The organism is Pseudomonas sp. MPB23, from assembly GCF_046605395.1.
Lineage (GTDB): Bacteria > Pseudomonadota > Gammaproteobacteria > Pseudomonadales > Pseudomonadaceae > Aquipseudomonas.
This window is the reverse complement of sequence record NZ_CP176771.1, coordinates 2,566,503-2,579,887: the sequence shown is the minus strand read 5'-3', so window position 1 is coordinate 2,579,887 and position 13,385 is coordinate 2,566,503. Positions and strand designations below refer to the sequence as shown.

Sequence of the window (13,385 nt, the reverse complement as noted above, 5' to 3'; positions counted from 1 at the left end):
AGGCTATAGATAAATTGCCGAAGATCATCCAGCCGCTATACATTTATGCATGGCATTGAATATTGGTTGGGAGTTCTACCGGTCGTTCCTCGGCGTACTCGAGGAGGGATCGTTGTCGGGTGCCGCACGGCAGCTCGGCATCACACAGCCTACGGTCGGTCGGCATATTGCCGCACTGGAAACGGCGCTGGGCGTCGTGCTGTTTACCCGATCACCGACGGGGTTATTGCCGACGGCGGTCGCCCACACCCTACGCCCCCACGCCGAAACCATGGCGCGTACCGCCGCCGCGCTGGAGCGCGCGGCCTCATCCCACGGCGATGAAGTGCGCGGCGTGGTGCGCGTGTCCGCCAGCGAAGTGGTCGGCGTGGAGGTGCTGGCGCCGCTCATCCGCCAATTGCGCCAGCAACATCCTCACCTCAAGGTGGAACTGGTCCTGACCAACCGCCTGAGCGACTTGTTGCAACTGGAAGCCGACATCGCCGTGCGCATGGTCCGACCCCGCCAGGAACAATTGCTGGCACAGCGCGTCGGCCTGATCGAAGTTGGCCTGTATGCCCGCGACGATTACCTGCACCAACACGGCATCCCTTTGCAGATGCAAGATTTGGCCAACCACTCGGTGATCGGCTTCGACCAGGAAAACGCCTTTATCCGCAGCCTCGCCATCCCGGGCTTCGAGCGCAGCACGTTCGCCCTCAGCAGCGACAGCGACCTGGCGCAACTGGCGCTGATCCGTGCCGGTGCCGGCATTGGCGGCTGCCAGGTGCAACTGGCCAAGCGCGACCCACGCCTGCAGCGCGTCTTGCCGGATGCCTTCGCGCTCAAGATGGACACCTGGGTCACCCTGCACGAAGACCTGCGCAACAGCCCGCGCTGCCGGGTGATGTTCGATGCACTGGTGCAGGGTTTACAGCGTTACGTACAGGCTTGAGACAGCTTCACTGGTGAAGAATCAGAGTCCCTCAATCCCTTCACAGACGCCCCCATGTCCGAAGCCTTCGAAGTCCCCAGCCCCCACGAAAAACACATCGAACACACCACCGAACATGCCCACGGTCGCGGCGACAATTTCGCCAGCCGCATTGCCGTGATGACCGCCCTCATGGCCACCCTCGGCGCCATGCTCAGCTACCAGGCCGGCTCCACCGAAAGCGAAGCGGCGATGGACAAGAACAACGCCGCCATCATCAAGACTGAAGCAGCCAACCAGTGGAATTACTACCAGGCCAAATCCAGCCGACAGAACCTGGCGGAACTGGCCACCCATATTCCCGGCGTCGATGCGGCGCATTACAAGGATGAACTCGAGCGCTATAAAACCCAGAAGGAAGACGTGCGCCAAAAGGCCGAGAAACTCGAAGCGACCTCAAGGGAATGGGATGAGAAGTCCGAACAGGCGCTGCACCAGCATCATCGCTGGGCCCAGGCGATGACCTCGATTCAGATCGCGATTTCGCTGGCGGCGATTACGTTGCTGACGCGCCGGGAATGGTTGAAGCGTATGTCGTACACAGCGGCGGGTGTGGCGGTGGTGTTGGGGAGTCTGGCCTGGTTGCATATCTGAGGCGCTCGCCACAACCGCACCTTGGCACTTGGGTGCTGCCACCCTATCGCTATATAGTAAAAGGCATAACGATCAGTACAGCCTAACCCGAGGAGATACCGGTGTCCGCACAACCCAAGGAAGCCGTAGGTGACGCCTACAGCATTGACGCCATGCGTTACGCCCAGGCGATGACCTGGCAAGCCATCGAACAACTGGCCCAGCGCATCCGCCCCGGCATGCTGGAGTCCGAAGCCCGCGAGCTGGGCAAGCAGGTGCTCGCCGACCTCGACATGCAACGCATCTGGCACCCGCTGCTGGTGCGCTTCGGCGCCAACACCCTCAAGACCTTCAAGCAACGCTCCGAAGGCGACCCGATACTGGGCGACAACGACATCTTCTTCATCGACATGGGCGCGGTATGGCAAGGCCACGAAGGTGACGCCGGCGCCACATTCACCACCGGCAACGACCCGGACATGATCGCCTGCGCCAACGCCGCCAAAGACCTGTTCGAGCGCGTGCAAGCACGCTGGAAAAACGACCAGGTCATTGGCCTCGAGCTCTACCGCTACGCCGACGAACAAGCGCAAGCCATGGGCTGGGACTTGAACCTCGACATCAAGGGCCACCGTGTCAGCGACTTCCCCCACGCCATCCATCGCGGCGGCGACCTGGGCGACTTCGAGCACTACCCGAACGCCGGACTGTGGATTCTGGAAATCCAGATTGCCCATCCGTGCAAGCCTTACGGTGCCTTTTATGAAGACTTGCTGGCCTGAAGGGACGATTGTTTTCAATCTGTTACAGGAGCGATTAAAGTACCGCCCCCGAGAATTGAATCTCGGGCTTTAGCCCATGGAGTTACTCAGTGAAGTACGTCAGTAAAGTAGTTGCAGCAGCTGTTCTCGGTTTCGCCCTCGCCGGCTGCACTGGCACCGCCATCAAATCCCCGCAATACGACAGCAGCCAATACACCGTGCTGGGTCACAGTGAAGCCAGCGCCACCGGCATCATGCTCTTCGGCGTTATCCCAATCGGCCAGAACAGCCGTTTCGTGCGCGCCCAGGATGCTGCCATCAAGGCCAAAGGCGGCGACGCGCTGATCAATACCCAGGTCCAGGAAAACTGGTTCTGGGCTTGGGTGCTCAGCGGTTACACCACCAAGATTTCCGGTGATGTGATCAAGTTGAAAACCGCGCAGTAAAATCGCCGGGCTTTGACCAAAGCCCGCGACGTATCATGGGCCGACCTCTCGAGGATGGCCCATGAACCTCAGCATCGTTTACGCCCTCGCCGCCGCCGCCCTGTTCGGCGCCAGTACACCGCTCGCCAAAAACCTCGGCCTGGGCCTCTCGCCCATACTGCTCGCCGGCCTGCTCTACCTCGGCAGTGGCCTCGGGCTCGCCGCTGTGCGCCTGTTGCGTGATCGCGGCTTCAAACCTACCGGACTGACCCCCTCGGAATGGCCCTGGCTGCTCGGCGCCATCGCGTTCGGCGGCATCCTTGGCCCCGTCGCCCTGATGTTCGGCCTGACCCGCACCGCCGGCGCGACCGCCTCGCTGATGCTCAACCTTGAGTCGGTACTGACCGCTGTTATCGCCTGGCTGGTGTTCAGAGAAAACGCCGACCGGCGCATCGTCCTCGGGATGATCGCGATCGTGCTCGGCGGTGTGGTGTTGTCCTGGTCGGACGGGGGCGGCACAAGCCATGATTGGACGGGCCCCTTTGCGGTTGCGGTGGCCTGTTTGTGCTGGGGGATCGACAACAACCTGACGCGCAAGGTGTCGGCGTCGGATGCGCTGTTTATCGCCGCGGCCAAGGGGTTGATTGCCGGGGCGGTGAATGGTGGCCTGGCGCTTTATCTCGGCGCACAGGCACCCGGCGTGGCGCAACTGGCGCCGATCTTGCTGGTTGGGTTCCTGGGGTATGGCATCAGCCTGGTCCTGTTTGTGCTGGCGCTACGTGGTTTGGGCAGCGCGCGTACCGGCGCCTACTTCTCGACAGCGCCCTTCCTGGGTGCCGCGATTGCGGTGCTGGTGTTGGGGGAGTCGGTGACAGTGGCTTTCTGGATTGCGTCGGCGTTGATGGCCGTGGGTGTGTGGCTGCACCTGACGGAACGGCACGCCCATGACCATCTGCACGAAGCGACGGAGCACGGGCATTGGCATGTGCATGATGAGCATCATCAACATGAACATGGGTTTGAGTGGGATACGAAGGTGCCACACAGTCATGTGCATATACATAAGGTGATGAAGCATCGCCATGCACACTTTCCGGATGTGCATCATCGGCATAGGCATTGAGCAGACTGAAGATGTAATGGGCGACAGCAAGTCGCCCAGTGTTTATGCAGATTCAGTTCCACGCCTTATCAAATCTGGAATCTTTGCAGTTGTTCTTTCAACGTACCGCCGAGCTTGGCCAAACTAATGCTAGACGCCGCGGTTTGCTCGCTGGAAGCAGCAGACTGATCGGAAATATCACGAACGCGAGTGACACTCCGACTGATCTCTTCAGCGACCGCGCTTTGCTCTTCTCCAGCCGTCGCAATCTGCCGCACCATTTCCTGGATATTGCTGATCATCGTGGTGATCGCGGTGACAGAGACATCGGTATCGGAAATCTGAAGCACCGCCTTATCGGTAAGGCCACGGCATACTTCCATTCGCTCAACGGCTTCCTCTGAAATGGTTCTTAAACTGGCAATCAGTGTTTCGATTTCTTGAGTCGCCCCTTGCGTGTGCCGGGCTAAATTGCGGACCTCATCAGCCACAACGGCAAAACCACGACCCGCTTCGCCCGCCCTGGCCGCTTCAATGGCAGCATTTAGAGCAAGAAGGTTAGTTTGATCCGCGACAGACTTGATGACATTAAGCACGCCCTCAATATGCTCACTCTCTTGTTTGAGACGAAGCATAGCTTCCGACGTATTCGAGACTTCGGTAGCCAGATGTTCAATCTGTGCGACCGCTTGCTTGGCCGTTATTCCGCCGGTCTGCGCCTGCTGATCCGCCGTCGCGGCTGCATTCGCCGCATTTTCGGAATTGTGTGCAACTTCCATTACGGTGGCGGCCATTTCATGAATGGCCGTAGCGACCTGATCAATTTCCTGGCGTTGTTGGCTAACCCCCATACGGGTTTGCTCCGTTGCCGCTGAAAGTTCTTCCGCAGAGCCTGATATTACATTCGATGAGCTATGAACCTCACTGATCAGCCGACTGAGGCTGGATTGCATTTGGCCAAAAGAGGCCAGGACACTTCCAGGCCTGGCTGTTTTAATTTCAACAATGGCTCGAATATCACCAGAGGCGATTCGCTGGGCAATACCGGAAAGAATGGACGGCTCCGTGCCCAATGCTCGATCCAATCCACGAGTGATTACAAGCGTAAGCACCAACGCAATGAGCGCCGCAACCAGGCTAAAAGCAATCAGTTGATTGCGTTGTAACTCATACTCTTCCTGCGAATGTAGAACATTGGCGACGCTGGTTTTTTCCTCCAGCTCGATAAATTTAGTCACCACCCCAACCAGTTTCCGCAGGAGAGGCTCACAATCATTGTTGATTTTTACAATGGCCGATTCTTTTTCCCCCTTGAGTGCCAGATCGACAATATTTAAAGCAACCGGCCCGTACAAAGACTCGATCTGTTGAATGTCTGAAATTAAACGTTGAGCTTCGACTTTCTCTTCACTGGGCGACATACCCTCTACCGACGTCGTCAACTCACGCAACAACTCACCCACTTTCCGGCGGGCATTATCGACTATATTTTTTTCGTCAGCCCGAACGGTAGATGAATTGATCAGAACCAGATTTCTTGCCGAAACGGCTCGCTGTTGAGCAGCCAGCAACAACTCTGAAGAAAGTTCTTTTCGCTTACCGATGCCATCAACATAACTAGAAAAGCGATTATTAGAGTCACCCAGCGAAAAAATAGAAATAGCTGAAATTATCAATACCAGTAAAAACAATACCCCAAAGCCAAGGCCGAGCCTGGCCTTTACAGAGAGAATATCTTTCATTATCTAAAATCCGTATTAGTTTTAAATATGTTTATTTTTAAATCCAGGCCTCCAGGATCAGGGTGGCTCGTTGCGCTCAGCATGAGACATCTTGGCAACTTGATTAGACTGTGGCATTAGAAAACCCTTGTGATATCTGCATCCCAATCAGCGCTTGACTCCAACTTCCAACCGGTCACCCACGCTTGGATTTTCTTTAAGCCAATCATTGATATCCGAATGATGCATGGGTCGCGCAAAATAATACCCTTGAACAAAAAAACAACCCAGCCCAATCAACGCCTCCAACTCCTCACGCGTCTCCACGCCCTCGACGATACATTCCAGTTGCATGTCCCTGCTCAAAGCAACCAGAGACTTAACAATTTTGTAGCTGATTGGATTCTCATCAATACCTATGACAAAAACCCGATCTATTTTTATTTTGGTAAACGCCAATGACAATAATTGGCTAAGACTGGAGTATCCAGTGCCGAAATCATCAAGGGCCACACCGCAACCTAACCGACAGAATCGGTCTATAGAATGTTGCACCTGAACAACATCTTGCATAATGGCGGTTTCGGTTATTTCCAGGTCCAGTCGCCTGGGGTCAAAATTGCTTTCCTGAATAATTGAAATTATTTGTCCGGTAACTTCGTCCGAAGCGCAGTCGTGTGTGGACAAGTTAAAAGAAAGACTAATGTGCGAGGGCCAATCAGCGGCAATCACCAAGGCCTTGCCAAGCAGATGGGCGGTCAAGCGATTGATTAAACCGATCCGCTCGGCAATTGGAATAAATTGGCCGGGCGGGACGTCACCTAGCTCCAGGCTGTTCCAACGTGCCAATGCCTCGAACGCAACCGTCCGCCGGCTACGCAAATCAATCACCGGCTGAAAAACCAGGCTGAATTCTTGCTCAATATCGACCTGATGCAAGGCTTGCTCGATCTTACCTTGCCGTATCAGTTGTTGATTGTGGGACGGTGTGAGCATAAACGTGACCCCCCAGTTACCCGAACGTAGGCAATAGGAGCCGTTTTTTTCGACCTGTAATGACAAATAAACTCTTGGTAGTGCTATCCAAGCGCTGACGTCTGCAGACACCAGAAATCAATCGCATTTTCCTGCAGGCATAATTTTCTGCGTCCATGGGAAAATTCCTTAGCAATTCAACATCGTTCAGATAGTCAAAAAATGACTATACTGAAATTAGCTATAAAATAATAGCAATCTAGCCTTTTTCTGATCTTCCTGGGGAGGTAAATAGGTGTAAGCATTTGATTTTAAGTGATATTTCCCATGAAGCAGAATGCCACCATCACTATAGGCAAGCGAATCAAGCACTTACGACTAGACAATAAATGGACACAAGCCTCGCTTGCAGAAGCATTGGGGTGCGAGTCGATGACGGTGAGTCGCTACGAGCGGGGCGAATACGCCCCAAGCATCGAGATGCTGGAGCAAATCGCTAAGGTCCTGGGCGTGAGACTGGATGCGTTTTTCATCAGCCAGGATCACGCCGAACCAACCGCCGCGAACCTGCGCCACCACCTCTGCGACATCGCCTACCAGGCTGATGAAACCGCGCTGAAGGAAATTGTTGGCGCCGCAAAGAGGATCCTAAGAAACCGAGTGCAAGAGAAATACACGGACCGGTCCACCCAATAGACGGAGAACAATTTTGAGTCAGTTCAAGGGTCTTTTCGTTGTTTTTTTGATTACAGGTGCCATTCAAGCTTCATTAAGCCTAGGAAGGCATACTTTTATTCCCGTTCTTGCTGATAGAGGGGTATCCGGGGATATATTCGACAGCCTCCAATTACAACTTTAAAAATAACAAGAAGCGAGGCAATAACTGCCATATTTTTAATTAATAGGGGGCCACGACCTTCTTATAATCATTGGATTCAAAAACTAATAGCTGCACTTTCTCGGGAAGAACATTTTCAACCCGCCGCCACTCGTTTGCAGTGATTCAAACATTCATAAGAAATCTAACCGAGCGGTGTAATCATCTAGCACGAAACCAGCATAAGGCGATCAGGCAAAAAAATGGTGATTGCTAACCGAGGCAAGGTAGTGACGAAGCCCCGTAAACCAGGATTCGGACGCGGGCAATCCAACCGCCGGTGTTCCCGTGGACGTTCCCGTACACGCCTTTTTTGCCCCCCAGAAAACACAAAACCCCTGAAAACTTTAACGTTTTCAGGGGTTTTGTTGTTTCGAATTTGGCGGTGAAGGAGTCCGCCATTTTAGTGTTTCTAGAAGTCCATAGATGCTTAATTTCTTCTATAAAAACCCTATAAGAACATCAAGTTGCCGTAGATATTTTCTTTTGTGGTCCAGGCGTGACTATCGGAAGCCAGGGTCCAAGGTATGGGCTGGAGTATGGGCTGGAGTTCATTTAGATTGAGTCATCATCCTTTCAAATAGGAGGTGACTGATGGCATCTCTGACGACGAAAACGGTAGAAAAAATAGTCAGGTCGGGGCTCCCTGGAATGACCAACGATGGTGACGGCCTCTACTTGAAACTCGGCCGTACCGGTGGCGCAAGTTGGATCTTCCGCTACAAGCTTGCTGGCAAGAGCCGAGACATGGGACTGGGCAGACACCCCGAAGTAAGTCTTGCGGTAGCCCGTGAGAGAGCAGCAGAAGCCAGAAAGCTGAGTAAGTCTGGCGTCGATCCGCTTACCCGTCGGGATGAGCAGATGGAACGGCAACGGCTGGAAAAAGAAGCTGAACGTTTAGCTCAGGATGCAGCCAGGGCCAAAGCAATCACTTTCAAAGAGGTTGCTCTCGACTATATCGCTGCCCACAGGACGGGCTGGAAAAATGCCAAGCATGCTCAGCAGTGGGAGAACACTCTGGCGACTTATGCGTTCAAGGTCATAGGCGATCTTCCGACGCAGGAAGTAGGCGTTGAGCATGTGTTGAAAATCCTCAAGCCGATTTGGACAGTAATACCCGAATCCGCCAGTCGTTTGCGAAACCGTATCGAACTGGTCCTCGATGCAGCAAAGGCCAGAGGGCTGCGTGATGGAGAAAACCCCGCTCGATGGCGTGGACACCTGGACAAACTGCTACCACCTCGCGCAAAAGTGCGTGCTGTGAAACATCACGCAGCAATGTCGTGGACAGAGCTTCCCGCCTTCATGGCGCCCCTTGAAAAAGCAAATGATCTGAGCTCTAAAGCGTTGCGCTTTACCATCCTGACTGCCTGCCGCACCAGTGAGGTGCTTGAATCGACATGGGCAGAGATTGATGTCGCAGCAAGGGTATGGACCATTCCTGCGCTGAGGATGAAAGCAGGGAAGGAGCACCGGGTGCCTCTATCAAAAGCGGCATTGGATTTACTCGCAGGGCTTCCTCGCGTTGAAGGAAACAATCACCTATTTGCAGGGGCTCGCAAAAAGCGCCCTCTAAGCAATATGGCGATGTTGATGGCATTGCGTCGGATGAAACGAAACGATCTCACGACGCATGGATTCCGTTCGACTTTCAGGGATTGGGCTAGCGAAGTTACCCACTATCCTCGAGAGGTCTGTGAGCAGGCACTCGCGCACACCGTAGAGAATGCGGTAGAGGCGGCTTATCGACGTGGTGATCTTTTTGAAAAGCGGCGAATATTGATGGAGGATTGGGCGCGATATGCCACATCGCCGCCCAAGCAAAAGCCAAGCGATGCGGACACTTGAGTGTTTGGTGAGCTAATCGGTGTGGGTAGACACATCCGCCCTGCTGGCGACAGCGGCGACACCGGCGACAACCTGCGTGTTACTTGGCCTGCAGCGTGGCGACAGAGGTGGCGACTGTCGCCGTTGCAGCCTGGCTCTTGGGGCTTTTTCGGCCAAGCCCACGCGAGCGGGAAGGCTCCGCATTCCCGCTCGCGTGGGCTCACATTAAAAACCGACGAACGACCACCCGGCCATGTAATGCCATCGATTTCCAAGGTCTTCCAGCACCACCGATTGGCGCAAGAGTAGCCCCCAAAATGCTGTTGACCGCGAGCAGAACGAGCGTTACACCAGAACCGTACCAGCGCTGTCCTCGACAGCACCCAGGTAGCCAGAACCTTTGAGGCTACGCCACGAACGTGGTGGTTCACCCCCCAGTGCGATTAGCATCCGGCGGCTCGCACGGTCACTACCCATGTGATGGATGCCTACTTCTTCCAGAGCGCCCACTGCGGCAACTCATACCCCTTCCTGGCTGCTCTGCAGCAACTTATCCGCTTGGCCATTTCTTGCGCCAACCTGTTGCACGTCTCTTTGCCTCCCAAAGAGACGGGCGCATCTCACACTGCTGCAGCCCTGCTCGCATGGGGCTTTGCGGCATTCCCCCTCGTGACAATCGGCGTGACAAACACCGAATGCTCACTCGCCACAGCGATGCCGATGATGGTGCCGCAGCCCACGGAATGGACTGCACCTGACTGACAGTCAGGCATGCCCCAGTCATCGCCTCACTGCCTTCACCTGACTCAGGATCTCGCGGCACCGGTCTCGTCAGCCAGTGCAGTCTCCACCCGCCCACCGCTATCGGTGTTCAGGAGGCCAGATCATGAGATGCCCAAGCTCCCGGTCGTAAGGAGCCGCCAGTCCCGCGTAACTGGACAAACCTCACAGGTCGCAGGGGCCTTGATCCCTGATAACACTCAACAACCGTGGCGGGATGAGTGAGGACGAAGTCGATAATCTCAGGAGAAGTGCGATGCAACTGTGCGAAGCGTTCGAGCCACCACAACCATTGCTGGAATACCAGCAGGCGCCATTGCCCTACCCGGTCGAAGCACTAGGGGCTGTGTTGGGCCCTACGGTCGAGCGACTGGCTGAGGTAATCGGCGTGCCCTGCGCCATGGCCGCGCAATCGGTGCTTGCCAGCGCTGCTCTGGTGAGCCAGGGTCATGCCAATGTCCAACTCGACGGTCGAACCTATCCGCTGTCCCTCTACCTACTGACGGTGGCGTCCTCAGGTGATCGCAAAAGCGCGGTGGATCAGCTAGCACTGAAGGCGGCGCGTGATTGGGAGCGACAGCAGTGGACCCAGTATGCGGAAAAGCTCAAAGCCTATCGCGCCGCTACCAGCATCATGGCCAAACCCAAAACCTCAACGGAGCGTGCTGAGGCGAAAGGCGGCGAGCTGTCCGAGCCGGTACCGCCGAGACTGATCATTGCCGAGCCCACCATTGAGGCCCTGGTCAAAAGCCTGTGCCATGGCTTGCCCAGCATGGGTTTGTTCAATGATGAGGGCGGCCAGTTCTTGGGCAGCAGCACCATGAACAAAGAGAATCTGCTCAAGGCAATCACCACCTTGTCGATGCTGTGGGATGGCAGCCCGATCGACCGGGCCCGCTCCATGGCCGGAGAAAGCCTGCGCGCCTATGACCGCCGCCTTAGCCTGCATCTGATGCTGCAGCCCTACCTGGCCAACCAGATTTTCAAAGACCCGCTGATCAATGGCCAAGGCATCCTCGGCCGTTGCCTGATCAGTTGGCCCGAGCGCCTGGCTGGCCAGCGACTCTACAAGGCAATCGACCTGACCCGAGATGCCAAAGTCCAGCGCTACCAACAGCGGATCACCACCCTGCTGCAAAAGCCCTGGTCACTTCACAAGGATGGCTCACTCAATCCCGCCACGCTGGAGCTGACTCCCCGTGCCCGCCGTGCCTGGATTGATATTCACGACACCATCGAGTGCCAGTCTGGCGAGTTCGGCGAGCTGGCCGGTGTCCAACCTGTCGCGAGCAAGGCCGCGGCGAATGTGCTGCGTATCGCGGGCGTGCTGGCCATGGTTGAAGAGGCCAGTGCCTTGGACGAAGCACACATCCAGCGCGCCTCCACGCTGATGGATTACTACCTGGCCGAGATTCAGCGCCTGACCGAACTGGAGCCGGTCAATAGCCGACGCGAGGAAGCGGATCGGCTGCTGCGCTGGCTGATGCAGAAAGGCTGGACCCACTTCACCGTCCGCGACGTCAATCGCAACGGTCCTCGTTTTGCCCGCAAGAGCGCTGACCATACCGCCTCTTTATTCGTCGAGCTGATCACTCATCGTTGGCTGAGCAGCCGCGACGGAAAAACTTTCAAGGTCCGTCATGTTTCGCCTCAATGACGCGGTGCGCCGCTACCAGGCGAAACATCAACCGCAACCTGAATCGCGGCGTGTCGCCGCTTCTGTCGCCACCCTGTCGCCACGCGCCAGGCCAGAAACGACGCGGGTTGTCGCCACTGTCGCCGCTGTCGCCACACCACCATTTGAGCCAGCCAACCTCGCCCTGCTGATCGAGCAACTGCGTGAGGAAGGGGCACTGCTGCAACACCACAAAAATGCCCTCCTGATCCGCCCGACACACTGGCAGCAAGTGGACAGGCTCAGCCCTTACTGGAAAGCCCTGCTGCTCTTTCTGCAAGACAACGAAAATGGTGATGACGATGACCTTGATTAGTCGGCGTGATGGTCGCAACTTTGGCTATGGCCGCCAGGTGAGCTATGCCGGCTCACAAGCGCTAAAGGATTTGTTTGCCGGCGGCCACTTCGCCACAGTCAAAGCGCATAGCGATCGCTGGCATGCGTTCGTGCGTTGGTGTCGATCAGAGAACGGCCCGGGTTACAACGATGCGCGCCAGATCGATAGACAGACGCTACAAGACTACGCCGCGTATCTGCGCCAGCAGATCCAGCAAGGTGAACTCTGCATCGCCACCGCGCAGAACCGCCTGAGCAGCGTCAACCGCACCCTCGCCGCGCTGCGCGGTGATCAGGACGTGAGGATCGCCAGTCCGAGCCAGGCGTTGGGACAGCAGCGCTCGAGCGTACGCACCCGTGCGCCGGATGGCCAAGACCACCAACAGGTACAGCGAGTGCTTGAGGCGCTGGGCAAACAGCACCGCGAGCGGGTGGCGGCGATTGTCCTGTTGGCCCGAGCAACCGGTATGCGCCTGCGCGAAGCAATTCTGGCGGACCTGCCACGCTTGCACCGCGAAGCCGAACACTTAGGCCGCATCAACATCCAGGACGGCACCAAAGGCGGCCGCTCAGGGGCATCAGCGCCGCGCTGGGTTGTGGCCAATGAAGCGGTGAAGGCGGCGCTGCAGTTAGCTCGTCATGCGTCGCCGCCCCGTAGCCGCAACTTGCTGACCCGCGACGAAAACTACGCCGTATTCCTGCAACAGACCGTGCTCCCCGCCCGAGACACGCTGCATGAACACGGGCTGAAGGGCTTTCATGAACTGCGAGCAGCTTACGCCTGCGAGCGTTACGAGCAGCTCACGGGCCACCCCGCTCCGGTCAATGGGGGCCACTGCTATCGCATTGACCGTGAACTGGATCGACAGGCGCGCCAACAAATCAGCCTTGAGCTCGGGCATAACCGGATCGATGTGGTTTCAGCCTACATTGGAGGTCGAGCGTGACCAAGCCGTTCGATATGGCGCTGTTCCTGAGCGGCGTACTGACTGGCTCGAAGGCCACGCAGCAACGCCACCTACGGCAAGCCCGAGTCATGCAAGCGGCCATTCAACAACGATGGCAGCGAGATAATCCCTGGACCTGGCAGCGCAAGCATGTGCGCTGGTTCCTGGCTCACCATCTGAAGGGCCATTCCGATGCTACCCGGTATTACTATCGGCTCACGGCCCTATTGGTCTGGAAGCGATTAGGGAACGGCCGAGAATTGCTGATCGTTCGCTCGACTAGTCATGGATAGGCAAGGGCGATGGTGTCCACCTATTAAGTGGACACCATCGTCCTTATGGCAGGGATCGGGTAGGTAACTTCGCCGGACGTACATGGACGCCCCCTGTTTGCAAAGCTTTCATTTAGAAAC

Annotated in this window: 13 protein-coding genes; 11 read left to right on the top strand and 2 right to left on the bottom strand. The window is 56.3% G+C overall.

Annotation, left to right across the window (positions count from 1 at the left end):
* Nucleotides 1-49: 49 nt before the first annotated feature.
* The 5 genes from ACLH0J_RS12000 (at nt 50) to ACLH0J_RS11980 (ending at nt 3,855) form a co-directional block, all read left to right on the top strand.
* On the top strand, nt 50-934 hold the full coding sequence (locus tag ACLH0J_RS12000) for a LysR family transcriptional regulator (RefSeq protein ID WP_411392113.1): 885 nt from the start codon (nt 50-52) through the stop codon (nt 932-934).
* Between the two features lie 54 nt (nt 935-988).
* Nucleotides 989-1,567, top strand: a complete 579-nt coding sequence (locus ACLH0J_RS11995; RefSeq protein ID WP_411392112.1) for a DUF4337 domain-containing protein — start codon at nt 989-991, stop codon at nt 1,565-1,567.
* 101 nt (nt 1,568-1,668) lie between these two features.
* Nucleotides 1,669-2,328 carry a M24 family metallopeptidase gene (locus ACLH0J_RS11990; protein ID WP_411392111.1) on the top strand — a complete coding sequence of 220 codons (660 nt, stop codon included), beginning with the start codon at nt 1,669-1,671 and terminating at the stop codon, nt 2,326-2,328.
* 89 nt (nt 2,329-2,417) lie between these two features.
* A complete protein-coding gene (locus tag ACLH0J_RS11985) occupies nt 2,418-2,753 on the top strand; it encodes a hypothetical protein (RefSeq protein WP_010563783.1) in 336 nt (111 codons plus the stop codon).
* Between the two features lie 61 nt (nt 2,754-2,814).
* Nucleotides 2,815-3,855 carry an EamA family transporter gene (locus ACLH0J_RS11980; RefSeq protein WP_411392110.1) on the top strand — a complete coding sequence of 347 codons (1,041 nt, stop codon included), beginning with the start codon at nt 2,815-2,817 and terminating at the stop codon, nt 3,853-3,855.
* Nucleotides 3,856-3,923: 68 nt separating this feature from the next.
* On the opposite strand, the gene ACLH0J_RS11975 is transcribed toward ACLH0J_RS11980, so the two are convergent.
* Nucleotides 3,924-5,576, bottom strand: coding sequence for a methyl-accepting chemotaxis protein (locus tag ACLH0J_RS11975; RefSeq protein ID WP_411392109.1), 1,653 nt, complete (start codon nt 5,574-5,576; stop codon nt 3,924-3,926).
* Between the two features lie 147 nt (nt 5,577-5,723).
* Nucleotides 5,724-6,551 (bottom strand): EAL domain-containing protein, encoded by an 828-nt coding sequence (locus ACLH0J_RS11970; RefSeq protein ID WP_411392108.1) that lies wholly within the window; start codon nt 6,549-6,551, stop codon nt 5,724-5,726.
* A 306-nt stretch (nt 6,552-6,857) separates the two neighbouring features.
* Here ACLH0J_RS11970 and ACLH0J_RS11965 point away from each other — a divergent pair, with 306 nt between their 5' ends.
* From ACLH0J_RS11965 to ACLH0J_RS11940, 6 genes are all read left to right on the top strand, one after another.
* Complete coding sequence (locus tag ACLH0J_RS11965; protein WP_411392107.1) at nt 6,858-7,226, top strand: helix-turn-helix domain-containing protein; 369 nt, start codon at nt 6,858-6,860, stop codon at nt 7,224-7,226.
* Nucleotides 7,227-8,001: 775 nt separating this feature from the next.
* Nucleotides 8,002-9,255, top strand: a complete 1,254-nt coding sequence (locus tag ACLH0J_RS11960; protein ID WP_314690961.1) for a tyrosine-type recombinase/integrase — start codon at nt 8,002-8,004, stop codon at nt 9,253-9,255.
* A 1,015-nt stretch (nt 9,256-10,270) separates the two neighbouring features.
* Complete coding sequence (locus tag ACLH0J_RS11955) at nt 10,271-11,671, top strand: YfjI family protein (RefSeq protein ID WP_314690965.1); 1,401 nt, start codon at nt 10,271-10,273, stop codon at nt 11,669-11,671.
* Nucleotides 11,655-12,005 (top strand): hypothetical protein, encoded by a 351-nt coding sequence (locus ACLH0J_RS11950; RefSeq protein ID WP_314690967.1) that lies wholly within the window; start codon nt 11,655-11,657, stop codon nt 12,003-12,005. Before ACLH0J_RS11955 ends, ACLH0J_RS11950 begins: the two co-directional genes overlap by 17 nt.
* A complete protein-coding gene (locus ACLH0J_RS11945) occupies nt 11,992-12,972 on the top strand; it encodes an integrase domain-containing protein (protein WP_314691107.1) in 981 nt (326 codons plus the stop codon). The genes ACLH0J_RS11950 and ACLH0J_RS11945 overlap by 14 nt, the downstream gene beginning before the upstream one ends.
* On the top strand, nt 12,969-13,265 hold the full coding sequence (locus ACLH0J_RS11940) for a hypothetical protein (protein WP_314690969.1): 297 nt from the start codon (nt 12,969-12,971) through the stop codon (nt 13,263-13,265). The genes ACLH0J_RS11945 and ACLH0J_RS11940 overlap by 4 nt, the downstream gene beginning before the upstream one ends.
* Nucleotides 13,266-13,385: the final 120 nt, after the last annotated feature.

What these genes read in the sequence shown, in the direction of transcription:
- ACLH0J_RS11960 (WP_314690961.1), top strand. Translation starts at nt 8,002, where the DNA reads ATGGCATCTCTGACGACGAAAACGGTAGAAAAAATAGTCAGGTCGGGG.
- ACLH0J_RS11955 (WP_314690965.1), top strand. Translation starts at nt 10,271, where the DNA reads ATGCAACTGTGCGAAGCGTTCGAGCCACCACAACCATTGCTGGAATAC.
- ACLH0J_RS11980 (WP_411392110.1), top strand. Translation starts at nt 2,815, where the DNA reads ATGAACCTCAGCATCGTTTACGCCCTCGCCGCCGCCGCCCTGTTCGGC.
- ACLH0J_RS11965 (WP_411392107.1), top strand. Translation starts at nt 6,858, where the DNA reads ATGAAGCAGAATGCCACCATCACTATAGGCAAGCGAATCAAGCACTTA.
- ACLH0J_RS12000 (WP_411392113.1), top strand. Translation starts at nt 50, where the DNA reads ATGGCATTGAATATTGGTTGGGAGTTCTACCGGTCGTTCCTCGGCGTA.
- ACLH0J_RS11975 (WP_411392109.1), bottom strand. Translation starts at nt 5,576, where the DNA reads ATGAAAGATATTCTCTCTGTAAAGGCCAGGCTCGGCCTTGGCTTTGGG.
- ACLH0J_RS11970 (WP_411392108.1), bottom strand. Translation starts at nt 6,551, where the DNA reads ATGCTCACACCGTCCCACAATCAACAACTGATACGGCAAGGTAAGATC.
- ACLH0J_RS11995 (WP_411392112.1), top strand. Translation starts at nt 989, where the DNA reads ATGTCCGAAGCCTTCGAAGTCCCCAGCCCCCACGAAAAACACATCGAA.
- ACLH0J_RS11950 (WP_314690967.1), top strand. Translation starts at nt 11,655, where the DNA reads ATGTTTCGCCTCAATGACGCGGTGCGCCGCTACCAGGCGAAACATCAA.
- ACLH0J_RS11945 (WP_314691107.1), top strand. Translation starts at nt 11,992, where the DNA reads ATGACCTTGATTAGTCGGCGTGATGGTCGCAACTTTGGCTATGGCCGC.